Origin of the sequence: Pseudoalteromonas sp. KAN5 (assembly GCF_022846535.1) — a bacterium.
GTDB lineage: Bacteria > Pseudomonadota > Gammaproteobacteria > Enterobacterales > Alteromonadaceae > Pseudoalteromonas > Pseudoalteromonas haloplanktis.
In genome coordinates, this window is sequence record NZ_AP025589.1 from 1,957,385 (window position 1) to 1,982,333 (window position 24,949).

The window sequence follows — 24,949 nt, forward strand, 5'->3', positions numbered from 1 at the left end:
TTTTATAGTTATCCAGGCCACTGTGCAAGCGTTACACGATCATTATCTGCTAAATCTTTAACTGTAAGTATATTTGTATACGCCATTTGTGCAAAAAAACTATGCACTTTAGTACTTTGTTGATATCCATGCTCAATTAAAAGCGTACCATTTGGGACTAAAAAATCGCGAGCTTGAGTAATAATATATTTAATGTCTGCCATTCCGTCATCATCGGCCACCAGTGCAGATAGCGGTTCAAAACGCACATCACCTTGGCTTAAATGAATATCATCATGTTCAATATACGGCGGGTTACTAACTATTAAATCAAACTGTTGTGCAGCAACATGACTAAACCAATTACTTTGCACAAAGTTCACGTTAGTAAAACCCAATCGCTGTTTATTTGTATTCGCCAGTGAAACTGCATCAGCCACTCTGTCAACACCAGTTATTTGCCAATCAGGCATTTCGCTGGCCAATGCAAGGGCTATTGCGCCAGTACCAGTGCCTAAATCAAGTACTTTGGCAGTTGTGGGGAGAGCTAAACCTAGAGCATGCTCTACCAGTGTTTCAGTATCAGGACGCGGGATCAAGGTGGTTGGGTTAACTTGCAAAGGCAAGCTCCAAAACTCCCGCAACCCCGTAATGTGAGCTACTGGTTCGCCATTTAAACGCCGCTGACAATACTCGTCAAATTGCTGTTGCTGCGCATCACTAAGATGATGTTCTGGCCAACTAAATAAATAACTTCGAGGTTTTTGTAACACATCGAGTAATAACACTTGCGCATCAAGTTTTGCGCTATCACTGCTACTTTGCAACAACAAAGTAGCTCGTGTTACAGCGCTTTCAACCGTGTCTGTCACAATTATTCATCGCCCATCGCAGCAAGTAAGTCTGCCTGATGCTCTTGCATTAATGGTTCGATAACACAGCCTAAATCACCTGCTACAACTTCATTTAAACGATACAGTGTTAAATTAATACGGTGATCAGTTATACGTCCTTGCGGGTAATTATAAGTACGAATACGCTCTGAACGATCGCCACTACCAACTAAGTTACGACGCTCGGAAGCTTCTGCAGCGTGGCGTTTTTCATCTTCAGCTTGTTGCAGGCGTGCAGCAAGAACTGACATCGCTTTCGCACGGTTTTTATGCTGTGACCGCTCATCTTGACACTCAACCACAACACCCGTTGGTAAATGAGTAATACGAATAGCTGAGTCTGTTTTATTTACGTGCTGACCACCAGCACCTGAGGCGCGGAAGGTATCAACTTTTATGTCTGCTGTATTAATTTGAATTGCTTCAGCTTCCGGAATTTCAGCCATCACCGCCACTGTACAGGCTGATGTATGAACGCGCCCTTGTGATTCGGTCTCTGGTACACGCTGTACTCGATGCGCACCTGACTCGAACTTAAGTTGACCGTACACCCCTTCACCACTGATATTTGCAATAACTTCCTTATAACCACCATGCTCACCTTCATTGGTGCTGACCACTTCCACTTTCCATTTTTTGGTTTCTGCATAACGGCTATACATACGAAACAGATCACCGGCAAAAATTGCCGCTTCATCACCACCTGTTCCAGCACGAACTTCCAAGAATACGTTATTATTGTCTCGTGGATCTTTTGGTAACATCAGCACTTGTATTTGCTCTTCAATTGCCAAAATCTGTGCTTTCGCTTCTTTATATTCTTCTTGCGCCATTTCTCGCATGTCAGGATCTGAATCTTTAAGCATTTCTTCAGCCGTTGCTACATCATCCTGTGTTTGCTGATAGGCAAGGAATGCTTTAACAATTTCTTCTAACTCTGAATACTCTTTAGAAAGTGTACGAAAGCGATTTTGATCGCTGATCACAGACGGGTCACTTAGCAGCGCTTGTACTTCTTCATAACGCTCAACTAAGGTTTCTAACTTACGATATACGGACTCTTTCATGTAACTGCTATTCCTGATCAATACCTAACATTTTCTTTAATTGGCTTAACTGAGCAACTTCACCTTTTTTTGCCGCATCTTGAATTGCACGGGTAGGTGCGTGCATCAAACGGTTGGTTAATTTGTTGGCCAGCTCTAAAATAATTTTTTCTGCGTCTTTACCGGTATTTAATTGGCTAATTGCCTTATCAACCAGTTCAGACTTTATATCATGTACATCTTGACGATATGAACGGATCAAGTCGACAGAGTCGAGAGAACGCATCCACATTACAAATTCGGTACAGCGCTCAGTTATAATATCCTGCGCTTCATCGGCGGCTTGCTCTCTTGAGGCGATATTTTCGCTTACTATTGTCTGTAAGTCATCAACCGAATACAAATAGGCAGCATCTAATTCACCCACTTGACTTTCAATATCACGCGGCACTGCAATATCAATAAATAACATAGGCTTATTACGGCGCTGTTTAAGTGCTTGCTCAACTACACCTTTACCAATTATCGGTAATGTGCTGGCTGTCGAGCTAATTACAATGTCAGCTTGATGTAAACGCTCTGGTAATTGCGCTAATGCAATGATATCTGCATTCACTTCCTCAGCTAATAAGCGCGCTCGTTCAATGGTGCGATTGGCTACTGTGATCTGTTGCGGATCATTTTGATATAAATGTTTAGCAACTAATTCTATGGTTTCGCCGGCACCAATTAACAATACCTTCGTTTTATCTAATTTACCGTATATATGTTTGGCTAAATTAACCGCAGCATACGCCACCGATACCGCACTAGCACCAATATCCGTTTCAGTACGTACTTGTTTTGCGACCGAGAACGTTTTTTGAAACAAGCGATCAAACACTACGCTGACTGAGTTATGATTTTTAGCACTATTATAAGCTTGCTTAATTTGCCCCAGTATTTGCGGTTCACCGAGCACTAAAGAGTCGAGTCCGCACGCAACCCGCATTAAATGATTAATCGCCTCGTTATCTTGATGGCAATATACATTACTGCTCAGTTCATATTCATCCAAACCATGGAAACTGGCTAACCATTGCAACAGTATTTGGGAATTTTGCTGGGCAAGGCTACAATAGATTTCTGTTCGGTTACAGGTTGACACTATAACCGCTTCATTAAACTGATCGTGATCACTCAGTTGCTGTAATGCTTCTGACAATTGCTCAGGCGAAAAGGCAACCTTTTCTCGTAATTCTACAGATGCGGTTTTATGATTAATACCAAGTGCTACTATGGTCATAAGTGCCAAATATTGCTAAGCCGTGCGTGAAAGACGATAATTTTACCAAAAATCAGCGGAATATGGAAAGTAAGGAACGACATTTGATTCGACTATATTTGATTTTACTCATCTTTTTTTTATTTTTAAGTGGTTGCGCGCAGCAAATTCAGCCACAAACAGCCCTTTATGATGACTGGAAGTCGCAATTATCACAACAAAGCAATTGGCAAGTAGAAGGTAAACTCGCCTTTATTAGCCCAGATGAACGCCAATCTGCTAATTTAAATTGGCAACAACAGGAAGCATTAAACCAATTAATTCTCACTAGTTTTATCGGTACCCGTGTTTTGGCATTAACTCAAAATAGTGACGGTGCTGAACTTGAATACGATGATGAAGTTTATCATGATGTAAACGCATCACGTCTCCTTGCGAGACTTACAGGGTTTACCATCCCAATGGACAGGGCTGATGACTGGTTAAAAGGCACCGTTATTGATTCAAGCCTACAGGTTGATGAACTTGGTCGCGCAAAGAGCGTAACTTGGCATGCAGCGGATGGTGCTCAATGGCAAATCAATTACGCTGACTACCAACAATATGCCGGTTTTTGGCTGCCGAAAAAGCTGACTTTAAAACACCGCGATATTAAAATAAAAATTCAACTCTATGAGTGGCACTTTGACTAACATAAATAAACACACTATGACTTCATTTTCTTTACTCGCTCCGGCAAAACTGAATTTATTTTTACACATAAATGGTCGCCGTGATGATGGCTATCATGAGCTTGAAACCCTATTTACATTTTTAAATTATGGCGATCAACTCACCTTTACTTTGAGTGAAACAACAGAGATTGAAATCACAGGCGATACCTTTGATATCCCCCTGCAAGATAATTTAATCTATAAAGCGGCTGTTTTATTACAAAAACACACCAATTCTTCGCAGGGTGTAAAAATAAATTTAACTAAAATTTTGCCTATGGGTGGCGGTGTTGGCGGAGGTTCTTCCGATGCAGCAAGCACGCTTTTAGCGCTTAATAAATTATGGCACTGCCAATTATCGCTGCTTGAATTAGCAGAACTGGGGGTGCAGCTAGGTGCCGATGTGCCTGTATTTATAAATGGCAAAAGCGCTCTAGCTCAAGGTATTGGCGAGAAGTTGCTCGATGTTGAGCTGCCGTCAAAATGGTATTGTGTGGTTCATCCTAGTGAACATGTAAGCACAGCCAAAATATTTACTCACCCCGATTTAAAACGTGATACACCGAAGCTAAAAGGTGATTGGCAACAGCAAACATTAAGCAACGATTGTGAGCCTTTAGTCAAAAAGCTCTGCCCTGAGGTTGAAAAGACCCTCCAGTGGTTGCTAAAATACGCTCCGTCGAAGATGACTGGCACAGGTTCATGCTGTTTTGTTGAATTTGCCACGCAAAAAGAAGCACAACATGTTCTTGAAAATCTCCCCCATAATTGGGACGGTTTTATTGCCAGCAGCGTTAATATCTCTCCTGCCCATACGCAGTTGAACGCTATTCATTTAAGCAATGAAGTAACGTACAAGTAAATTAGTTTAAGTTAATAAGCAGTACTTTATGTATCACTTATTAGTCCAAAAATTCAGTGCCTGAGGAACCCTACCGTGCCTGACATGAAGCTCTTCGCTGGTAACGCAACACCTGAGTTAGCTCAAAAAGTTGCAAAACGTTTATATATTGAAGTAGGCGATGCTGTTGTTGGCCGTTTTAGCGACGGTGAGATCAGTGTTCAAATTAATGAAAATGTTCGTGGCTCGGATGTTTTTATTGTGCAATCAACCTGTGCCCCTACAAACGATAACTTGATGGAGCTTATCGTTATGGTTGATGCCTTACGTCGTGCATCTGCAGGTCGTATTACAGCCGTCATTCCTTATTTTGGTTATGCACGTCAAGACCGTCGAGTACGTTCTGCCCGTGTGCCAATCACAGCAAAAGTTGTTGCCGATTTCTTATCAAGTGTAGGTGTTGACCGTGTTCTTACGGTTGATTTACACGCTGAGCAAATCCAAGGCTTCTTTGATGTACCAGTTGATAACGTATTTGGTAGCCCAGTGCTACTTGATGATATGAAAGAGCGTCAGTTTGATGATGTTGTTGTTGTATCACCAGATATCGGCGGCGTAGTGCGTGCTCGTGCTATTGCTAAGCTTTTAAACGATACCGACCTTGCAATTATTGATAAACGTCGTCCACAAGCGAATGTTTCTCAAGTTATGCATATTATTGGTGACGTTGAAGGTCGTGACTGTATTATCGTTGATGATATGATCGACACTGGCGGTACTTTATGTAAAGCAGCTGAAGCACTTAAAGAACATGGCGCTAAGCGTGTATTTGCATACGCAACCCACCCTGTACTTTCTGGTAAAGCCGTAGAAAATATTCGTAACTCTGTTATTGATGAAGTAATTGTTACTGATTCAATTCCACTGTCTGCTGAATTAAAAGCAATTGATAAAATTAAAGTGTTAACACTTGCAGACATGTTAGCGGAAACGATTCGTCGTATTAGTAATGAAGAGTCAATCTCTGCGATGTTCGAACACTAAGCCGTGTAGTGACATTGTATACTGACTTATTAAAGCGCCTCATTGGCGCTTTTTTTATCTGTCGTGTTTCTTTTAATTGATGGTGGTGGTATGATAGCGCGCCTTTTGGCTAGGGACCTTGGTCGCAAAGGCCCTACACTATTTATTTATTGGAGACATCATGTCTAACGAAACATATACATTTAATGCAGAATTACGCACAGAAATAGGTACAGGTGCGAGCCGCCGCCTACGTCGTGAAGATAAAGTTCCTGCTATCCTTTACGGTGCTGACAAAGAAGCTGCATCACTTACTTTTGAACACAAAGACATTATCAAAGCACAAGAAAGTGAAGGTTTCTACACTCACATTCTTACTCTTGATATCGCTGGTGAAAAAGTTGAAGCTATCCTTAAAGATATCCAACGTCACCCGTTCAAGCCAAAAATCACTCACCTTGACTTCCAACGTGTAGATGCTGCTCACAAACTTCACACTAAAGTGCCAGTTCACTTCATCGGTGAAGACGTAGTAACTAAAGCAGGTAACACTGTAGTTCACCAATTAACTGAAATCGAAATCACGTGTCTTCCTAAGTCACTTCCTGAGTTCGTTGAAGTTAACGTATCTGGCCTAGTTGCTGGTGATTCACTACACATCTCTGACGTTAAACTTCCTGCAGGTGTTTCATCTGTTGATTTAGCGAAAGGTGCTGATCACGACCAGTCTATCGTAACTATCAAAGCTAACAAAGCTGCGCCAGTTGAAGACGAAGCTGCAGAATAATTTTTAAGGTTTGCACCTTGAATTCTATTCAAATGCTTGTGGGCCTGGCTAATCCAGGCCCCGAATACGCAAACACTCGCCACAATGCAGGTGCTTGGTTCATCGAGCAACTCGCTGCACGCTACAACTGTACGCTAAAACACGAGCCTAAGTATCACGGCCTTACAGGTAAAGTGATCATCCAAGGTCAAGAATTCAAATTACTGATCCCCACCACTTATATGAATTTAAGTGGTAAAGCAGTCGGTAGTTTAGCCAACTTTTTCAAAATCCCTGTTGAGAGCATTTTAGTTGCCCATGACGAAATGGATTTAGAACCCGGTGTTGCCAAATTAAAGAAAGGTGGCGGACACGGTGGCCATAATGGCTTAAAAGACATTATTGCAAAAATGGCAAATCAAAAAGATTTCATGCGTTTACGCGTTGGTATTGGTCATCCTGGACATCGTGAAATGGTCACCGGATGGGTGCTTGGAAAAGCAGCCAAAGAAGACCAAGAAAAAATGGATGCCGCAGTAGATGAAGCAGTTCGTTGTATGGAAATACTTGCAAAAGATGGTGTGTTAAAAGCACAAAACAGACTACATTCGTTTAAGCCATAATCGGTTAAGCGGATCTAAACAAGGTATCTTAACTATGGGTTTCAAATGTGGCATCGTCGGTTTGCCTAATGTTGGTAAATCAACACTTTTTAATGCATTAACCAAAGCGGGTATCGAAGCCGCTAACTTTCCTTTTTGTACCATTGAGCCGAACACGGGTGTGGTACCGGTACCAGATCCTCGTCTTGACGAACTTGCAAAAATTGTTAACCCGCAACGTATCCTAACCACCAGTATGGAATTTGTGGACATTGCAGGTCTAGTAAAAGGTGCATCAAAGGGTGAAGGCCTTGGTAATCAGTTTTTAGCTAATATTCGTGAAACCGATGCAATTGGTCACGTAGTTCGCTGCTTTGAAGATGAAAACGTCATTCATGTAGCGGGAACAATTGATCCTGCAGATGATATTGACGTGATCAATACCGAGCTAGTACTTGCCGATATGGATAGCGCTGACAAAGCAATTTTCCGTAATGCAAAAAAAGCCAAAGGTGGCGATAAAGACGCCAAAGAACAAAATGCTGTTCTTGAAAAAGTAAAAGCACACCTTGATGAAGGCCTAACGTTGCGCTCTTTAGCACTAACTAAAGAAGAAAAAGCAGCCATTAGTTCGGTTAACTTCTTAACGATTAAGCCAACAATGTATATTGCTAACGTTGCCGAAGATGGTTTTGAAAATAACCCGCACCTTGATCGCGTACGTGAAATTGCTGCTGCTGAAAATGCTGTTGTTGTACCAGTGTGTGCCGCAATAGAATCTGAGCTTTCTGAGCTTGATGAAGAAGATAAGCTAGAGTTTATGGCTGATCTTGGTCTTGAAGAGCCTGGCCTTAACCTTGTGATCCGCGGTGGTTATGAGCTACTGCAATTACAAACCTACTTCACAGCAGGTGTTAAAGAAGTACGTGCATGGACAATTCCTATTGGCGCAACGGCTCCACAGGCTGCCGGTAAGATTCATACTGATTTCGAGCGTGGCTTTATTCGTGCACAAACTATCGCCTTTGATGACTATATCACTTATAAAGGTGAAAGTGGTGCAAAAGAAGCAGGCAAGATGCGCCAAGAAGGTAAAGAATACATAGTTAAAGACGGCGATGTAATGAACTTCTTGTTCAATGTGTAACAACATGCCACTGTAACTTACCACTGTTAATAATTTTAAAGGCTCGTTTTTACGGGCCTTTTTTATTTCTCCTCTATCATTAAAAAAATAAGTCTCGTTAAATCAGTTAAAAAAACACCGTTTTTAATAAAAAATAGCCGGCTTAGCTTAATTTTCCTGCAAACAAACCCTGATAAGTGTTTTTTTGCAAAAAAGGTGTTGACGGATTTGGGTCATATCAGCATAATACGCCCCGCACTCAGCGATGAAGTGCTAACAAAAAAGATGGCTAAGTAGCTCAGCTGGTTAGAGCACATCACTCATAATGATGGGGTCACAGGTTCAAATCCCGTCTTAGCCACCATTTATTTTTTGTTGCTCAATGAAGAGTTTAAAATAACTACCATGTGTTTAATTACACATATGCAGAAGTGGCGGAATTAGCAGTGGTCTTGAATTAGACGCTTGATTTAGGTTCCAAAATATTAAAATCTGCATAAAGAACTGCGGGAGTGGCGGAATTGGTAGACGCGCTGGATTTAGGTTCCAGTAACTTCGGTTGTGAGAGTTCAAGTCTCTCCTTCCGCACCATGTTCTTGATAAGAACTAAAATTATCAATTGTTTTCTGTTGGGATATCGCCAAGCGGTAAGGCACCAGGTTTTGATCCTGGCATTCCCAGGTTCAAATCCTGGTATCCCAGCCAACAATGGCTAAGTAGCTCAGCTGGTTAGAGCACATCACTCATAATGATGGGGTCACAGGTTCAAATCCCGTCTTAGCCACCATTTCTTCTTTTAGAATTGGCTCTGCAAGAGTTAAATTGCACTCAATGAAGAGTTTAAAATAACTACCATTTCTTTGATTAATTCAAAGAGATAATGCGGGAGTGGCGGAATTGGCAGTGGTCTTGAATTAGACGCTGGATTTAGGTTCCAAAGCATTAAAATCTGCATTTAAAGAACTGCGGGAGTGGCGGAATTGGTAGACGCGCTGGATTTAGGTTCCAGTAACTTCGGTTGTGAGAGTTCAAGTCTCTCCTTCCGCACCATGTTCTTGATAAGAACTCAAACTATCAAACAATTCTTAGTTGGGATATCGCCAAGCGGTAAGGCACCAGGTTTTGATCCTGGCATTCCCAGGTTCAAATCCTGGTATCCCAGCCAACTTCTTCTACCAAAGAATGTTGCTAAAGAATAACTCTTTATGAGTATAAAAACTGTATGCGGGAGTGGCGGAATTGGCAGTTGTCTTGAATTAGGCGCTGGATTTAGGTTCCAAAACATTAAAATCTGCATTAAGGAACTGCGGGAGTGGCGGAATTGGTAGACGCGCTGGATTTAGGTTCCAGTAACTTCGGTTGTGAGAGTTCAAGTCTCTCCTTCCGCACCATGTTCTTGATAAGAACTCAAACTATCAAATAATTCTTAGTTGGGATATCGCCAAGCGGTAAGGCACCAGGTTTTGATCCTGGCATTCCCAGGTTCAAATCCTGGTATCCCAGCCAACTTCTTCTACCAAAGAGTGTTGTGAAAGAATAACTCTAGCTACGAGTATAAACAGCACCCCTATTGATGCGGGAGTGGCGGAATTGGCAGTGGTCTTGAATTAGACGCTGGATTTAGGTTCCAAAACATTGAAATCTGCATTAAAGAACTGCGGGAGTGGCGGAATTGGTAGACGCGCTGGATTTAGGTTCCAGTAACTTCGGTTGTGAGAGTTCAAGTCTCTCCTTCCGCACCATGTTCTTAATTAGAACTAAAACTCATCCAAATTTAGAGTTGGGATATCGCCAAGCGGTAAGGCACCAGGTTTTGATCCTGGCATTCCCAGGTTCAAATCCTGGTATCCCAGCCAACTTCCTAGAGAACCTTCTTTAATCTTTAATCTTTAATCTTTAATCTTTAATCTTTAATCAAATATTATTTGAGTGAGCCTTCACCCACTCTATCGATAATAGACGCTTTTTATACCAATCGTGTTAAGTTACTGACCATTTATAGCGACAGATAAATGGAGTGATAACAAGGCATAAATTTTGACATCTAGTTGTTCTCGGCAATTGCTCCTGCATTGCTCTACCTCCTGCATCCATGCAGTCGTACATGAAAAATTTATAACGCAGTTAGCGCTTTATTTAGCCCGCTAGAATGGTTAAATATTTAAGTCGATTGGTATTAGCCTACTTTGCCACTAATTGCATACTTTAATACCCAATTTTTTACCAGTCCGGTGTTATTTGCCATTTTTAAAAAGCGACTACGCGCCCATTGTAATGGTGTAACTTGGTTGGAGAAACCAAAATAACACGCATCCATCATGCTCATCATTAATAAGTTTGCTTTACGGCGTGTATGCTCATACTGTTGCAAATGTTGTGAAGCACCGATATCGTCAGCATTATTGAGTTTATCAGCAAGCGCGACAACATCTTGAAAACCTAAGTTAACGCCCTGCCCTGCAAGCGGGTTAATAGTGTGTGCTGCATCACCAACAAGCACTATACGCCCTTGTGAGTAATGGTTTGCATGTTGACGTGCCAAAGGAAAAACAGCATGTTCAATCACCTCAAAATCTCCTACAAGCGGGGGAAAGTTATCTAGGACTTGCTGTTTCAACTCTGCAGCAGGTAGTTTTTTTAAACCCTGTAATTTGCTGCTATCGTCATACCAAATAAGATTAGCGTATGGTGCCTGCATAGGTAAAAATGCAACGGGGCCGGTGGGCTTAAATTGCTGCCACGTTTTTACTTGTTGTGGAGCATCAAGTTTAATAAGCACGCCCATACAATGTTGGCCATACTGCCAACCTGTAACACCAATACCCGCTTTTTGGCGCAACATTGATTGCCCACCATCGGCTGCAACGACTAAGTCAGCACAAAACTGTTGTTCTGCGTAATGTAATGTTACTTGTTGATCATCTTGTTCAATCGCGGATAACGGGTGGCTAATCTCAAGCACCTCAATATCATGCGCTGGAAACTGTTGCCAGAGACTTGCTTGGATTAAGTTATTTTCAATTAAATGACCTAAATGAGTGGTATTAATATCAAGACAATCAAACAACAAACTATCACCCGAACGTTCAAATGCTTCGAGCTGTTGATAAGGTGCGTGACGATGCGCGCGCAATGAAGCCATGGCACCGAGTTCATCTAATAAATTTTCTGAAAAACGATTAATTGCCGATACGCGAATATCAACTTTGTCGCTAGCAAGAACCTCAGCGGCATTAATTACGCGCTGCTCAATCACCTTTACTTGGCATCCTTGTTTTGCAAGCTTTACTGCAGTAGCTGCACCGACCATCCCGCCGCCGACAACAATAACCTTATTTTTCATCATTTTTGCATCACTAATCTGGCTATTTTCAGTGTGTTTGATTGTATCGTACTTCTATTTGCAAGTGCGAGTGAGTTTCATCTTAATCGGCTATTAAAGACGCTTTGTTTGACATCAATCCACAAACATAAAAACTATACTTGGATCTGGGCGGGTATCCAGCTAAAATACGCGTCCTTTAAGTAAGCGAACGTGCCACTTATCCTGTTTAGCGCGCTATCGTGCCACTACCGAATTGAAAACGAGGCTATATTTCAATGAGTAAAAAGCTGCATATTAAAACCTGGGGTTGTCAGATGAATGAGTACGACTCTCAGAAAATGGCGGATCTCCTCGATGCAACCAACGGCTATCAGTTAACCGAAGAAGCTGAGGATGCCGATGTCATCCTACTCAATACCTGTTCAATTCGCGAAAAAGCACAGGAAAAAGTATTTCATCAACTAGGTCGTTGGAAATTATTGAAAGATGATAAACCCGATCTGATCATTGGTGTTGGCGGCTGTGTTGCATCGCAAGAAGGTGATTCTATTCGCCAACGTGCGCCATTTGTAGACGTGATTTTCGGCCCGCAAACTCTACACCGCTTACCTGAAATGATCAAACAAGTACAAGGCAATAAAGGCAGCTCTGTGGTTGATATTTCATTCCCAGAGATTGAAAAATTTGATCGCTTACCAGAACCAAAAGCTGATGGCCCAACAGCCTTCGTTTCAATTATGGAAGGCTGCTCAAAATACTGCACATTCTGCGTGGTACCTTACACCCGTGGTGAAGAAGTTAGCCGCCCGCTTGATGATGTTTTACTTGAAGTTGCTCAGCTTGCGGAACAAGGTGTTCGTGAAGTTAACCTACTAGGGCAGAACGTGAATGCTTATCGCGGTGAAACCCATGATGGTGAAATTTGTTATTTCTCTGACCTGATTCGTTATGTAGCAGCTATTGATGGTATTGACCGCATTCGTTACACCACATCACACCCTGTAGAGTTTACTCCTGATATCATCGACGCTTATGCTGATGTGCCTGAGCTTGTAGATCATTTACATTTACCAGTACAAAGTGGTTCAGATCGCATTTTGAATTTAATGAAGCGCGGCCATACTGCACTTGAGTACAAATCTACAATTCGTAAGTTACGTAAAATTCGTCCTAACTTAAGCATGTCGTCTGATTTTATCATAGGTTTCCCTGGCGAAAGCAAAATGGACTTTGAAGCCACCATGAACCTGATTAACGATATCGGTTTTGATATGAGCTTTAGCTTTATCTACAGCGCTCGCCCTGGCACCCCAGCGGCGGATTTACCTGACGATGTAAGCGAACAAGAAAAGAAAGAACGTTTATATCTGTTACAAAATCGTATTACCCAAATGGCTCAGCAAATTAGCCGCCAAATGTTTAATACTGAGCAACGTATCTTAGTTGAAGGGCCATCGAAGAAAAACCCGATGGAGTTACGTGGCCGAACTGAAAACAACCGTGTAGTAAACTTTATTGGCCCGCACACTGTGATCGGTCAGTTTGTTGATGTACGTATCACTGAAGCACTACCAAACTCTTTACGTGGTGACTTAATTCGTACAGAATCGCAAATGAACTTACGCCGCGCGGTTGCTCCTGCTGATATTTTGAGTAAAGCAGCACAGCCTGAACCACAAGCAACGCCAAATGAGATTGGTGTCGCTACATTCGTTCCGTAGGCGACACTTACTGTGCCAGCCTTGCTGGCACATAAAAATAGGAAGTAATTTTGAGTAATCAATTAAAAAAATTAGAGATTTATTTAGAACCCTCCGACAACAAACGTCTTTCATCTTTATGTGGCCCGTTTGACGAAAACATCAAGCACATTGAGCGCCGTTTAGGTGTTGAAATTACTCATCGCGACAACTATTTTAAAATCACCGGAAAAACCACCTGCGCGTTTGCCGCAATGGAAATTCTCAAAGACTTATACGTCGAGACTCAGCCGATTCGTGGTGTTATTACTGAAATTGAAGCTAATACAGTACACCTTGCTATCAGTGAATCAAATGCCCTTGAGCAAGATGAACTGAACGCTTATGGCAAAGAAGTTATGATCAAAACTCGCCGTGGTGTAATTAAACCGCGTAACGATAACCAAGGTCACTACGTATCAAATATCTTCCGTCACGATATCTCTTTTGGTATCGGGCCTGCTGGTACAGGTAAAACTTACCTTGCTGTTGCCGCGGCCGTTGATGCATTAGAGCGCCAAGAAATACGCCGGATTTTATTGACCCGTCCTGCCGTTGAAGCGGGTGAACGACTGGGCTTTCTACCCGGTGATTTAAGTCAAAAAATCGATCCTTATCTGCGTCCCTTATACGATGCATTGTTTGAAATGCTCGGCTTTGAAAAAGTTGAAAAACTACTCGAACAAAATGTAATTGAAGTTGCACCACTTGCCTTTATGCGTGGTCGCACACTAAACGACGCTTTTATTATTTTAGATGAAAGCCAAAACACCACGGTTGAACAGATGAAAATGTTCTTAACGCGGATTGGCTTTAATTCAAAAGCAGTGATCACCGGTGATATAACACAGGTTGACTTGCCGCGCGGTGCGCGGTCAGGGCTTCGTCACGCTATAGAAGTACTGAGTGATGTAGATGAAATAAGCTTTAACTTTTTTCAATCTCAAGACGTGGTACGCCACCCTGTGGTAGCGCGTATTGTTGAAGCGTATGAGCGCAACGATGAAGCAGAGCGACAAAAGCGCGCTGAAAAACAACGCGCTAAAGATTTGCTCGCTAATCAAGAGCAAACGCAAGCTGCGACTAAAGAGTAATAACGTGAACACTGAATTAGATTTACAAATAGCCTGTGAGTTTGACAACTTACCTAGCCTTGAGCAATTTGCACTATGGGCAAACAAAGCTCTGAGTCAATACCGTGATGAGTCAGAGTTGAGCATCGTCATTGCCGATGAGGCGCAAAGCCAACAACTCAATAATGACTACCGTGGTAAAAATAAGCCAACCAATGTGTTGTCGTTTGAATTCGAAGCGCCAGCAGGAATCGAATTGCCCTTAGTTGGCGATTTAGTGATATGTCCAGCCATTGTATTAGCTGAGTCAATAGAGCAAGAAAAGTCATTTCATGACCACTTTGCCCATATGGTGATCCACGGATGCTTGCATTTACTTGGATTTGACCATATAAAGGAGGAAGATGCGAAAGAGATGGAAAGCATTGAAAAGCAATTGCTTGCCGAGTTAGGCATAGCAGACCCATATCGGGACGATATTTAAATTTACGGAGCAAATAGACGCAATGAGCGACGATAACTCGCAGACTAGCCAGGGTTCTTCTGGCAAGACCTGGTTGGGTAGAATTACCCAAATGTTGCAAGGGGAACCCCAGAATAGAGAAGAGCTGGCTGAAGTAATTGCCGATGCGCAAGTTCGGGATGTCATTGATCCTGAAACCAAAGAGATGATCGAAGGTGTGCTCGGTGTGTCAGAGTTAAAAGTGCGAGACATCATGATCCCGCGCTCACAAATGATCACTCTCGAAGTAGACGCACCACTGGAGGAACTCATTCCAATGATGGTCGATTCAACACATTCACGTTTTCCTGTGGTATGTGAAGATAAGGACCACATTGAAGGCATTCTACTGGCAAAAGATCTACTACCACTTATTCTTAACAAAGATGAACTACTGCCGTCATTACGTAATTATTTACGCCCAGCAGTCGTTGTCCCAGAGAGTAAGCGTGTCGATACACTACTGAATGAATTTCGCCAACAGCGCTATCACATGGCATTAGTTATTGACGAGTACGGCGGTGTGTCAGGCTTAGTGACAATCGAAGATATACTTGAGCTTATCGTCGGTGAAATTGAAGATGAACACGACGAAGAAGATCAACAAGATATTCGTCAAGTTGCAAAACACGTGTTCGTTGTTCAAGCCCTTACACCCGTTGATGATTTTAACGAATACTTTAAAACCGGCTACAGCACACAAGAAGCAGATACCATAGGCGGTACTGTACTGCACGCCTTTGGTCACATGCCAAGTCGTGGTGAGCTTATTGAGATTGATGGCTTTCAATTTAAAGTAACTAATGCCGATAATCGCCGATTATTGCAATTACAAGTTACTGTGCCAAAGGCTGATGATAACGACAGTGAAGACATTTCTGACTAACTGCCTGAATTTAGCAAAAGACAAAAAAGCATGGCTCGCACTGGTTGCGGGCCTTCTTTTAACTTTCAGCTATGCTCCTTTTGAGGCTTGGCCCCTCACCTTTGCCTGCTTAGCACTGGCAATTTACACCACTCAAACGACAAAACCTAAACCACAATATGGTAAGTTAGCCAGCAAACGTGCCACTAAATATGGTTTTATATTTGGCCTTGGCTGGTTTGGCGCAGGCATAAGCTGGGTGCATGTTTCAATTGCCACCTTTGGCGGTATGCCATTGATTGCCTCAATATTACTAATGGTGTTGTTATGCGCTTATCTCGCCATTTACCCTGCACTGGCCTTTATGTTTGCCACACGCTTTGCCAGCGGCCCTAATAGCTATGGTTTATTGTTACTCAGCGGTTTTGCCATCACCGAGTATTTGCGTGGCGTGGTAATGACCGGTTTCCCTTGGCTAAGCTTTGGTTATACGCAAACCGATAGCCCATTAAATCAACTTGCCCCAGTGATTGGTGAATTTGGCTTAACCCTTGTTTGTATCGCTATTGGCTTTGCGCTCTACCGCCTGCTGTTTACTCGTGACTTCAAAGCAGCAGTAGCCAGTTTAGTGGCTCTCGCTTTATTGTTTGGTATTACTCATTATACGCGAACTAACAGCTACAGTAACAAAACCATTAGTACCTTATTGGTACAAGGCAATATCAAACAACACCTGCGTTTTGACCCAAGTGAATTTTGGACCACGATGAGTAAGTACCAAGATATGACTCGCCCGCATTGGGATGCAGACTTAATCGTTTGGCCAGAAGCCGCCGTGCCGGAAATAGAAGCCCTTGCAGATAGCTATTTAGCCGGTCTTGATAGCGCAGCTTCATTTAACAACACCGCCCTCATTACTGGTATAGTTGACTATCAACGCGACACTAAAGCTATCTTCAACACCTTGATTGTAGTTGGTAATAAAGAGCACGACGACGAGCATGGCCATTATCAATACCTAGGTAAAAACCGTTACCAAAAACACCAATTACTGCCTATTGGTGAGTTTGTGCCGTTTGAAGATATATTGCGCCCTATCGCTCCCTTATTTGATTTGCCCATGTCATCATTTTCTCGCGGCGACAAAGTGCAAAATAACTTACGCGCTAATGGCTTAAATATCTTACCGGCCATTTGCTATGAAATAGCTTTTGCTGATTTAGTGCGTGGTAATTACCACAATGATTCAGATATTTTATTTACCGTCAGTAACGATGCCTGGTTTGGTGCCTCCCACGGCCCTCACCAACATATGCAAATAGCCCGAATGCGCGCCCTTGAATTACAACGCCCGCTGATACGGGTTACAAACAATGGTATCAGTGGTGTTTACGACCCTATCAGTCAAACACAAGTCAGCATGCCACAGTTTGAAGCCGATACCTTAAAAGTGAACGTTAAGCTCATTCAAGGCGACAGCATCTATAGTCAATATGGCAACTTACCAGTGTGGATAGTCGTGGTATTGATGGGAGTTGTAGGGATAGCAATAAGCAATAAGCGGTAAGCGGTAAGCGGTAAGCGGTAAGCGGTAAGCGGTAAGCGGTAAGCGGTAAGCGGTAAGCGGTAAGCGGTAAGCGGTAACGAGTTTATTCGTAGGTTGGGTTGAGTGCAACGAAACCCAACAATTAAATGTATAATACTCAATCTTTTTCAAGGATAGAATAAATGTCACACATTAAAAAAGTTGCTCACAACTCCCATACCATATCCATGCTTATGTGCTGTACGCTGATGTTGGTTTTCATAGCTGCTTTTTCCCTAGTGCATTGATTGTTGATAATGAGCTTGGACTTAAACCTGAACATATTCTTTCAGCAATTATTAGCTTATTAATGTTTTTAATAACAATCGTTACTGGCTTGATTGCTTTTAAATCTTACCAAATAGCAAAGGCAGCAAATGAGTTAAGTGAGAGAATATTTACATCGCAATAAGAACAAATAGAATCTCAAGATTTTTCACGGCTATATGAAAGATTTGAAAAAAGAATTAATCTAATTGAAAAGCAAAAAAATGTTACTATTTATTGCGAAGGTTTAATTCAAGAATATTTCTCAGCCGGCAGATTCGTTAAGGGTAAATATGAACCTACTGAATTAGAATTGAAAAATGCGATAGAAATGAGTAAGCCTATTAACAGCTTTTACGAAGAAGTCTCAGATAGATGTAAAAACGTTAAAGCAAATATCCCAAACAAGTCATTAACTAAGGATTGGATAAATTCAACTTTTGGTCAGCTAAAAATAATAGGTAAAACGGACCCTATTTATGATTCCTTTATGAGTACTCCTGATGAAGACTTAGTGTCAATTATTAAAGATTGTCATCCAATTCCTGTGAAACGAACTAACCCTCTTTATTATGCTGAAATTCATCGCCTTATTATTTCATCATTATTAGTAACAATGAACCAGCATAAATTGGTAATACCAAACTTGAATAACGAAACAATAGATAATGATTTTTTGATTAAAATAGACGAACTTATTTGGGGACAATAAACGGAGAATAAATAAAACAACATTTAAATTTGTACAAAATATACAATTGTACTGACCATAAACGTAATAAAACCAGTAGAACCTTTACTTTGAGCGCTTCATTAGCTTTTTATACACTGCATCTTTATCTCGTTTGCCGATAGCGAGTACATATACTACAACTTCATCATCAATCACTTCATAGGCAAGCCTGTAGCCTGCTGTGCGCAATTTTATTTTATATACGCTATCAAAACCCCTCAGTTTCGATGCAGGTACATGAGGATTTTCCAAACGCTCTATGAGTTTCTTTTTAAACTGACTTTTTATCGGTGGAGCAAGCTTGTTCCACTCTTTTTGCGCTGCGGGTAAAAATTTGAGCTTATAAGTCATCAATATTAACTTCAACCGCCTCTGATAAGTCTGCTCTGCGACTTTCGACAATTTTTGCTAATTCGATATCGTCGATCAGTTCCATTAGGAACTCATACGTTTGCGCAGGTACTAAATAAGCTGCTGGTTTATTGTGATTTAGAATAGCTATCGCTGAACCATCAGCTTCATTTAATAACGCTGTCGGATTTTTCTTTAATTCTGAAATACTTGCTGAACAGTCTGCTAATATTTGTCTCATAACTCACCAAAAAGACCATAAATATGAGCTAACTTTAGACCTTTTTTAGTTTTATAGCTAGCGCTTTTTGTAGCCTTTTATTTCCTATACACGCTATTTCGTAAATAACTTTTCAAACAATCGCTTTGCATGTTTTAAGCCATCATCCGTAAGGATGACTGATTTGGCTTTACCTACCGGGTCGCCTATTAAACCTTTTTCATGCAGCCGATTGGTTACGTCCCAATCAATTTGTTTCCATGCACGGCAATGGTCGTGCAAGGTTAAATACATCAGTGCTAATGCAGCGTCGTCTATTTTATCTGTGTCTATTTGCATATGCTGATCCACTATTGACTAAAGTTTTACTTATATTGTCATTTTAAAAGTAGCCGTTCAACAGCCACCATTATAATTTACCCAGCTAAAAATCGTCACGCAGCTCAAATTCATACTTGTTACGCTTTATTTCACTGGTTTGTAATTAATCATTAGGTCATACCAAGATTACTTGAGACAATCACCACCGTCATTTTTAAATAGAGTTCATTATGAAACTATTAGTCAGAAATTTAGCACGCACCACTAGCGAACACGATATTCGCACACTATTTACCGTTCACGGTAAAGTTACTAACTGTAATTTAGTCCTAGATAAAGAAACTGGCCAATCAAAAGGCTTCGCGTTTGTTGAGATGCCAGACAATGCTGAAGCGAATGCAGCAATCACAGCGTTAAATCAAACCAGTGTTGATAAAAGCAAAATACGCGTAAAATTAGCCGATGCTTAATGTAAGGAGTTGATAAAACACTTACGCTTGTATAAACAATAATGGCTTGAATCTACAAGCCATTTTTATTACTTATGCATTACGCGTTTTTACGGTGCCGCTGGGTGCTCAACAACAAAGTCTCTGCTTTAGCACCTAAATACACATAAATCGCCAGTGCAATTAATAACCCAACGACTGCTAACATCATGTAAATAGCCGGTAATAAATATTGAGATTGACCCAGTGCTGCTTTAAACATGGTTAGTAAAGCTTCAATAGACACCGCAATCAAAATGGTCGAAATAAATCGCGTGATTGTTCGCCGTGTAGAGCTGTGCCTAAAGATGTCTTTATGCATCAGAATTTCTTCTTCTAGAATAGTTTTACCCAAATCGAATATTGCTAACGCTAAAGTAATAAAAATAATAATACTAAATGGCTCAAGCGGATCCTCTGCTAACGACGTGGTAAAGAGTAAATTATAAATATCGCCAAATACCCGATAAAGTAAAAATAATACTAAACAAAATAAGCAGCTAACAATAATGCCATAGCCAGCTTTAAAAAATGGCGTCATATTTGCGCGAGTACGATCCCCCATAATAAACTCAATTAATTGAGTTAAGCATACATCAATAACTAAATACGCTTGCTCGCCATGAGGGTGATCAAGCGCTTTAACTGCTGATATACATAAGTGATTTGTCGCTATCGAGATATAGGGCGCAGTAAAACGAGTTTGTGATTGCTGTTGAATATCTTGAAAATAAGGGCGTTCACTTAAATCTTGTGCGTCACCACGATTGTTTAAGGTTTTCATATACTGGCGTTTAAAACAAACATTGTTGCCCAACTGCACCCCGTTTTTATCTAAACAATACTGCAATTCCAAAAATGGATATTGAGCCACTAAATGACGGTTATCTTGTTGCTTTTTAACGCCATCGGCAAGGCTTGCTAAAATTGAATCGAGTAATTCATGAATAACAGGTTGATACTCTTGATAACGCTCAACACTACTGATGTAACTCATTCTGGCCATAATTGGAGCTCCTAACTACATTATTAGGATCCAAAGCAATTACAGAACCAACTTTAAAAAAACATAAAAATCAATGCACTATGTTATTTTATAAATAATAACAAACTATTTTGCACCACGTGCGTGCATAGTGCGGTGCAATAAATTTAGCTTGCAAAAAACTAAGGGAGCAAGGTTAGGGATTTTACACTTATCGTAGCTGTGCCGCCGTGCTCATCGGTTAGATCCGGCACTAAATAAATTGCATTGATATGTTCCAGTATCATACCTACATCAATTGATTCAACAGGTGTCCAACTAGGACGCGAAAAATCATCTAATGTAAAACACCGCGTTGTCCAATTATCAGCTGGCGCTAACTTATGTTGATAATGAGCATAACTTTTATCCCCCAGCCCACCATAATCTTGCTGTGACAATTTAACGACTAAGCCGGTACTGCTTTTATATTCCAGTGCAATAGTGGCCACCGCTGCCAATGATTTATTTGGTAAATCATAAATCAATTCAACCCATGAATTACTTTTAGCATTTAACCGTGGCACACGAGAAAACTGGATCCAAATATGATCATCATTAATCAGTTGTGATTTTGTTTGTACACTGCTACCAATGGCATCCGTTGCGTAATGCCAATCGTTTTGTACAACAGAGTTGACTTTCAAGCTCGTGGGGCAATTGTGTTGTGCACTTAGCGGTAATGACGTAGTAACTAGTACGCCACAACTATATAAAGCCACTAGTAGCGGGTAAAGCATATGCATCCTTTTTATTGTTTTTCTTATCCAGTCTTAGGGCTAGTTTGCAGTATTTTGATCGTAAAGTCTGTACCTATTAGGTTATTTTTGACACAAAAAATGGGCTATTCAGCCCATTCTTTAGTAAATCAATTACTTTTAAACTTCATCATCAAAATCTTGCACTTGACGTTGCGCAGCTCGCGCAATGATTTCAACATAGAAAGATTCTAAGCCTTGCTTTTCAATCTCGCTAATTGAATTACTGATTTCAGCAACATGTACTACTTGTGCATCTTCGGCCGTGTTGCCAAATTTACAATCAAATGCCCAGTAATCAGCATCAACTGGCAATGTTTTGTTACGCTCTCTTTTCAAATACTTTTTAACTTCATGCTTTGCAGCATCTACCATACGTGGGTATTTGATTTTCTCATGATTCAGCGTGAATGTTTTCTTCATTACGTTCCTAATTACCTTGATTTAATGATGATGACATTTACACCAAGTAAGTTGGAAATGCCATTTCGGTCATTATAGCAATTGCATTTAGTTTTTGGATGCTTTTTTTACCCGAAAGTAAATAAATCTGCTTGCTGATAATGATATCAGCCTAACATCACGCCTGTGCAAGGTGCAAGGGTTGATGGAGATCGTCATTATTAAGGCTATCGTAGAATGCAACTGCATCCATTTGTGGGTGATCTAATTGGCTTTCTTTATTTAAATGACGCTTGCGTACAACGGGTTCGCAGTTATCAATTACTAGCAGTGGAATATGGTTTTTATCATCGCGGATCACTAATGGCTCAGGTGTAAGGCATGAGCGTAAACGAATATCCGCCATCCCCCCTTGCTGTAATCGCTGCGCATTATGTTGCCCAATTAGCATATCAAATTGCGCAGGTGCCAGTGCTTGCTCAGGACCTGCCCCTAAGTATTTGCGTAATTGAGTTTCACTTTGTGTTGTCGCATGAGTATCAACGGACGTCTTAGGTAAATGAAACTGACTAAAATCGAGCGCATCATGTGAGAGCATTGCCAATAATAATGCAAACTCACCACGGCGTGATTCACTCACACTTTTGGCAAGACGATTATTAAGTTGACTCTCTGTGATTAACAAATCATCGATTTGCATAGACTTTAGCCGATTAAAGTAGGGAATAGATATTTATCGGCATTATTTGCTATTTCTTTAGCTTTTTTCTTTACTTAAATACTCACTTTGCTATTATCAGCGCCGTTGCATTGGAGGGGTTCCCGAGCGGCCAAAGGGATCAGACTGTAAATCTGACGGCTCAGCCTTCGCTGGTTCGAATCCAGCTCCCTCCACCACTTTTCTATCGCTCAGTTAAGTGGGGTCAAATGTAACAAAATTAGTGTGGAGGGGTTCCCGAGCGGCCAAAGGGATCAGACTGTAAATCTGACGGCTCAGCCTTCGCTGGTTCGAATCCAGCTCCCTCCACCACTTTTCTTCTCAAGTATTATCCTTATACCAATCGACTTAAATATTTAACCATTCTAGCGGGCTAAATAAAGCGCTATCTGCGTTATAAATTTTTCATGTAGAACAACTAGATGTCAAAATTTATGCCTTGTTATCACTCCATTTATCTGTAATAACCTAACGCTATTCAATCACCCATTGTAAACCCGCACCATGCTCTTTGAGCCAGGTTGTTGCTTGCTTATATTCAGGGTAAAACTCACCTACTCGCTGCCAAAACGCAGCACTATGATTTAAATACTTTAAATGGGCAAGTTCATGCACAATCACATAGTCAATAATCGTGTGAGGTGCACTAGCAAGTAACAAATTAAAGGTCAGCGCCCGTCGTCGATTACAACTCCCCCAACGACGTTTATAAGTATGAATACGAATACTGCTTGGTAATGCCTCTGCCATTTTTATACAATACTGTTGTACTCGCATTTCTATATAACTTTCTAGTTGCTCATGTAAAAAAGCTTCAATCAGGCTTTGATACATAGCGTGCTGGTGTTTAACACGTCGAGATAAATTTAACTGCAAAGTTGGCTGCACCTGATTATTATCTAAGCGCCACTCACAACGTGTTCCAGTGCCATACACCAGTGTTATAGGCTGATCAAAAACAAGAACTCTATTATCTTTTAAAAGATACTGGCGTGTATCAAGCAACTGACTTTGCTTATAGAGCTGCTCATTTATCCAGCCACTTTTACTCACTAACCAGCCCTCAAGCTCCTCAATAGCAACCCCTACAGGGGCATACACTGTCACACTCTGTTGCTGGACTTTAATAGCCACGGTTTTGCGGCGACGACTACGCTTTAACTTATATTCAAACAAACCTGACTCTTGTAACTGTTCGACAGTCATTTAACTAATTACAGGGTGGCTATATTACCTCGCGAAATAACTGCTAATCTATAACTAAGTGGAATTAAATAAAGCGACGTCACAGATGCCAGATAAGCCTTGTTGTAATTATACTTCTCCTGATGGCCATAATTGCCAAGAAACTGACATGGGTTCAGGCTTCTGCTTTTGGCATGATGGAAAGTTTGATAAGTCAGGTTTAGATCTCACCCAGAAATTAGAACGCTATGCAAAAAAGGAGGATTATTACAAGGGTTACAATTACAACGCGCCAACCTAACCGGACTTAGCTTAATAAAGCAGGATGATGAAGATGGCTTTGATTTATCCTACAGCAATTTTTATCGCGCAACGTTAACACACGCTCACCTATTTAATAATAAAATAGCTCACAGCTCGCTCATGAAAGCCACTTTACATGATGCCAGCCTACATTATTGTAATTTACAAGACACTAACCTGTTGGGTATAAAGCTCAACAACACTCGTATAGATAACATAGATTTAGGCACTGAATTATTACAAGAAAAACAAGCCAAAGCCGCGTTAAAAGATGCCGACCGTACTGCAGCACTTGACCTATTTGAACAATCTGAAGAGATATTTCGTAATTTACGAAAAGCATCTGAGCAGCAAGGGTTATTTGAATTGGCTGGCAATTTCACTTATAAAGAGCTAAGGATGCGGCATGCGCAATACCCTAAAGGCTCAAAAAAACGGTTGGCATCAAGCTTTATTGATATGTTATGCGGCTACGGCGAAAAGCCCGAAAACGTGATCCGCTTTAGTTTGTCACTAATCATCTGCTGTGCCCTGTGTTATTTTATCTTTGGCGTGATGGATGCCAGAGGATTAATGCAGCTAAATACTGGGGCATCATTGGGCGATAATTTATCAGCGCTGTTAAATAGCGTTTATTTTAGCGTGGTTACATTTACAACTTTAGGCTATGGCGATATAACACCTGTCGGTTTTTCGCGCTTAATTGCCGCAATAGAAGCATTTTGTGGTAGTTTTTCATTGGCGCTGTTCGTTGTGGTATTTGTGAAACGGATGACACGTTAACTGGTGACTATTTTACAAACAAAAAAATCACTAGTTAGTGATAAATAGTCGCTA

25 protein-coding genes, 12 tRNA genes and 1 pseudogene are annotated in these 24,949 nt (G+C 41.1%); 26 read left to right on the forward strand and 12 right to left on the reverse strand.

The genetic code is table 11. The features are described from left to right. Positions 1–8: 8 nt before the first annotated feature. The 3 genes from prmC to hemA are packed head-to-tail and all read right to left on the reverse strand — an operon-like array spanning position 9 to position 3,203. Complete coding sequence (prmC, locus tag KAN5_RS08690; RefSeq protein WP_138555431.1) at positions 9–851, reverse strand: peptide chain release factor N(5)-glutamine methyltransferase; 843 nt, start codon at positions 849–851, stop codon at positions 9–11. A gap of 2 nt (positions 852–853) precedes the next feature. Then, entirely contained in the window at positions 854–1,939 is a 1,086-nt protein-coding gene (gene prfA, locus KAN5_RS08695) for a peptide chain release factor 1 (RefSeq protein WP_016707901.1), read from the reverse strand. A 7-nt stretch (positions 1,940–1,946) separates the two neighbouring features. Continuing rightward, on the reverse strand, positions 1,947–3,203 hold the full coding sequence (gene hemA, locus KAN5_RS08700) for a glutamyl-tRNA reductase (RefSeq protein ID WP_029216073.1): 1,257 nt from the start codon (positions 3,201–3,203) through the stop codon (positions 1,947–1,949). 83 nt (positions 3,204–3,286) lie between these two features. On the opposite strand from hemA, the gene lolB reads away from it, so the two are divergent. The 16 genes from lolB (at position 3,287) to KAN5_RS08780 (ending at position 10,109) form a co-directional block, all read left to right on the forward strand. Beyond that, complete coding sequence (gene lolB / locus KAN5_RS08705) at positions 3,287–3,874, forward strand: lipoprotein insertase outer membrane protein LolB (RefSeq protein ID WP_029216074.1); 588 nt, start codon at positions 3,287–3,289, stop codon at positions 3,872–3,874. Between the two features lie 16 nt (positions 3,875–3,890). Next, entirely contained in the window at positions 3,891–4,757 is an 867-nt protein-coding gene (gene ispE, locus KAN5_RS08710) for a 4-(cytidine 5'-diphospho)-2-C-methyl-D-erythritol kinase (protein ID WP_244389550.1), read from the forward strand. 75 nt (positions 4,758–4,832) lie between these two features. After that, entirely contained in the window at positions 4,833–5,780 is a 948-nt protein-coding gene (locus KAN5_RS08715; protein ID WP_016707905.1) for a ribose-phosphate pyrophosphokinase, read from the forward strand. A 160-nt stretch (positions 5,781–5,940) separates the two neighbouring features. Continuing rightward, positions 5,941–6,546, forward strand: coding sequence for a 50S ribosomal protein L25/general stress protein Ctc (locus KAN5_RS08720; protein WP_244389551.1), 606 nt, complete (start codon positions 5,941–5,943; stop codon positions 6,544–6,546). 17 nt (positions 6,547–6,563) lie between these two features. Continuing rightward, positions 6,564–7,148 (forward strand): aminoacyl-tRNA hydrolase, encoded by a 585-nt coding sequence (gene pth / locus KAN5_RS08725; protein WP_016707907.1) that lies wholly within the window; start codon positions 6,564–6,566, stop codon positions 7,146–7,148. Positions 7,149–7,182: 34 nt separating this feature from the next. Then, positions 7,183–8,274: a redox-regulated ATPase YchF gene (ychF, locus tag KAN5_RS08730; RefSeq protein ID WP_016707908.1), complete on the forward strand. Its 1,092-nt coding sequence runs from the start codon at positions 7,183–7,185 to the stop codon at positions 8,272–8,274. Between the two features lie 266 nt (positions 8,275–8,540). After that, a tRNA-Met gene (locus KAN5_RS08735) sits at positions 8,541–8,617 on the forward strand. Positions 8,618–8,759: 142 nt separating this feature from the next. Next, positions 8,760–8,844 (forward strand) — tRNA-Leu (locus tag KAN5_RS08740). Between the two features lie 39 nt (positions 8,845–8,883). After that, a tRNA-Gln gene (locus tag KAN5_RS08745) sits at positions 8,884–8,958 on the forward strand. A 5-nt stretch (positions 8,959–8,963) separates the two neighbouring features. Then, a tRNA-Met gene (locus KAN5_RS08750) sits at positions 8,964–9,040 on the forward strand. Positions 9,041–9,218: 178 nt separating this feature from the next. Then, a tRNA-Leu gene (locus KAN5_RS08755) sits at positions 9,219–9,303 on the forward strand. Positions 9,304–9,343: 40 nt separating this feature from the next. Continuing rightward, positions 9,344–9,418 (forward strand) — tRNA-Gln (locus KAN5_RS08760). Positions 9,419–9,559: 141 nt separating this feature from the next. Continuing rightward, positions 9,560–9,644, forward strand: a tRNA-Leu gene (locus KAN5_RS08765). A gap of 40 nt (positions 9,645–9,684) precedes the next feature. Next, positions 9,685–9,759 (forward strand) — tRNA-Gln (locus KAN5_RS08770). 151 nt (positions 9,760–9,910) lie between these two features. Then, positions 9,911–9,995 (forward strand) — tRNA-Leu (locus KAN5_RS08775). 39 nt (positions 9,996–10,034) lie between these two features. Next, positions 10,035–10,109, forward strand: a tRNA-Gln gene (locus tag KAN5_RS08780). 320 nt (positions 10,110–10,429) lie between these two features. On the opposite strand, the gene KAN5_RS08785 is transcribed toward KAN5_RS08780, so the two are convergent. Continuing rightward, the gene (locus KAN5_RS08785) at positions 10,430–11,599 is read right to left on the reverse strand and encodes an FAD-dependent oxidoreductase (protein ID WP_244389552.1); all 1,170 of its coding nucleotides are present in this window, start codon (positions 11,597–11,599) and stop codon (positions 10,430–10,432) included. 254 nt (positions 11,600–11,853) lie between these two features. Here KAN5_RS08785 and miaB point away from each other — a divergent pair, with 254 nt between their 5' ends. From miaB to KAN5_RS08815, 6 genes are all read left to right on the forward strand, one after another. Further along, positions 11,854–13,299 (forward strand): tRNA (N6-isopentenyl adenosine(37)-C2)-methylthiotransferase MiaB, encoded by a 1,446-nt coding sequence (gene miaB / locus KAN5_RS08790; RefSeq protein ID WP_016707910.1) that lies wholly within the window; start codon positions 11,854–11,856, stop codon positions 13,297–13,299. A gap of 50 nt (positions 13,300–13,349) precedes the next feature. Then, the gene (locus tag KAN5_RS08795; RefSeq protein WP_244389553.1) at positions 13,350–14,411 is read left to right on the forward strand and encodes a PhoH family protein; all 1,062 of its coding nucleotides are present in this window, start codon (positions 13,350–13,352) and stop codon (positions 14,409–14,411) included. A 4-nt stretch (positions 14,412–14,415) separates the two neighbouring features. Next, the gene (gene ybeY / locus KAN5_RS08800) at positions 14,416–14,874 is read left to right on the forward strand and encodes an rRNA maturation RNase YbeY (protein WP_016707912.1); all 459 of its coding nucleotides are present in this window, start codon (positions 14,416–14,418) and stop codon (positions 14,872–14,874) included. A gap of 22 nt (positions 14,875–14,896) precedes the next feature. Continuing rightward, entirely contained in the window at positions 14,897–15,778 is an 882-nt protein-coding gene (gene corC, locus KAN5_RS08805) for a CNNM family magnesium/cobalt transport protein CorC (protein ID WP_016707913.1), read from the forward strand. Further along, on the forward strand, positions 15,747–17,324 hold the full coding sequence (gene lnt / locus KAN5_RS08810; protein ID WP_036980668.1) for an apolipoprotein N-acyltransferase: 1,578 nt from the start codon (positions 15,747–15,749) through the stop codon (positions 17,322–17,324). Before corC ends, lnt begins: the two co-directional genes overlap by 32 nt. 616 nt (positions 17,325–17,940) lie before the next feature. Continuing rightward, entirely contained in the window at positions 17,941–18,321 is a 381-nt protein-coding gene (locus KAN5_RS08815) for a hypothetical protein (RefSeq protein ID WP_244389554.1), read from the forward strand. Between the two features lie 84 nt (positions 18,322–18,405). Here KAN5_RS08815 and KAN5_RS08820 read toward each other — a convergent pair whose 3' ends face one another. The 3 genes from KAN5_RS08820 to KAN5_RS08830 all read right to left on the reverse strand — a co-directional run bounded on the left by KAN5_RS08820 (position 18,406) and on the right by KAN5_RS08830 (position 19,252). After that, positions 18,406–18,693, reverse strand: a complete 288-nt coding sequence (locus KAN5_RS08820; RefSeq protein ID WP_244389555.1) for a type II toxin-antitoxin system RelE/ParE family toxin — start codon at positions 18,691–18,693, stop codon at positions 18,406–18,408. After that, positions 18,683–18,934, reverse strand: a complete 252-nt coding sequence (locus KAN5_RS08825; protein ID WP_016707918.1) for a type II toxin-antitoxin system Phd/YefM family antitoxin — start codon at positions 18,932–18,934, stop codon at positions 18,683–18,685. Before KAN5_RS08825 ends, KAN5_RS08820 begins: the two co-directional genes overlap by 11 nt. Positions 18,935–19,027: 93 nt before the next feature. Beyond that, entirely contained in the window at positions 19,028–19,252 is a 225-nt protein-coding gene (locus KAN5_RS08830; RefSeq protein WP_138554687.1) for a DUF6429 family protein, read from the reverse strand. A 212-nt stretch (positions 19,253–19,464) separates the two neighbouring features. Here KAN5_RS08830 and KAN5_RS08835 point away from each other — a divergent pair, with 212 nt between their 5' ends. Next, positions 19,465–19,704, forward strand: a complete 240-nt coding sequence (locus KAN5_RS08835) for an RNA recognition motif family protein (RefSeq protein WP_016707920.1) — start codon at positions 19,465–19,467, stop codon at positions 19,702–19,704. A 79-nt stretch (positions 19,705–19,783) separates the two neighbouring features. On the opposite strand, the gene KAN5_RS08840 is transcribed toward KAN5_RS08835, so the two are convergent. The 4 genes from KAN5_RS08840 to KAN5_RS08855 all read right to left on the reverse strand — a co-directional run bounded on the left by KAN5_RS08840 (position 19,784) and on the right by KAN5_RS08855 (position 22,606). Then, complete coding sequence (locus tag KAN5_RS08840) at positions 19,784–20,728, reverse strand: hypothetical protein (protein WP_016707921.1); 945 nt, start codon at positions 20,726–20,728, stop codon at positions 19,784–19,786. Between the two features lie 161 nt (positions 20,729–20,889). After that, entirely contained in the window at positions 20,890–21,486 is a 597-nt protein-coding gene (locus KAN5_RS08845; protein WP_244389556.1) for a hypothetical protein, read from the reverse strand. 138 nt (positions 21,487–21,624) lie between these two features. After that, entirely contained in the window at positions 21,625–21,927 is a 303-nt protein-coding gene (locus tag KAN5_RS08850; protein ID WP_016707922.1) for a DUF6172 family protein, read from the reverse strand. Positions 21,928–22,084: 157 nt separating this feature from the next. Next, entirely contained in the window at positions 22,085–22,606 is a 522-nt protein-coding gene (locus tag KAN5_RS08855; protein WP_016707923.1) for a VC2046/SO_2500 family protein, read from the reverse strand. A 112-nt stretch (positions 22,607–22,718) separates the two neighbouring features. On the opposite strand from KAN5_RS08855, the gene KAN5_RS08860 reads away from it, so the two are divergent. Beyond that, positions 22,719–22,803, forward strand: a tRNA-Tyr gene (locus tag KAN5_RS08860). Positions 22,804–22,851: 48 nt separating this feature from the next. Continuing rightward, positions 22,852–22,936, forward strand: a tRNA-Tyr gene (locus KAN5_RS08865). Positions 22,937–23,098: 162 nt separating this feature from the next. On the opposite strand, the gene KAN5_RS08870 is transcribed toward KAN5_RS08865, so the two are convergent. After that, positions 23,099–23,830 (reverse strand): SprT family zinc-dependent metalloprotease, encoded by a 732-nt coding sequence (locus KAN5_RS08870; protein ID WP_244389557.1) that lies wholly within the window; start codon positions 23,828–23,830, stop codon positions 23,099–23,101. Between the two features lie 85 nt (positions 23,831–23,915). On the opposite strand from KAN5_RS08870, the pseudogene KAN5_RS08875 reads away from it, so the two are divergent. Beyond that, positions 23,916–24,895: pseudogene (locus KAN5_RS08875) on the forward strand (ion channel). Positions 24,896–24,949 lie beyond the last annotated feature (54 nt).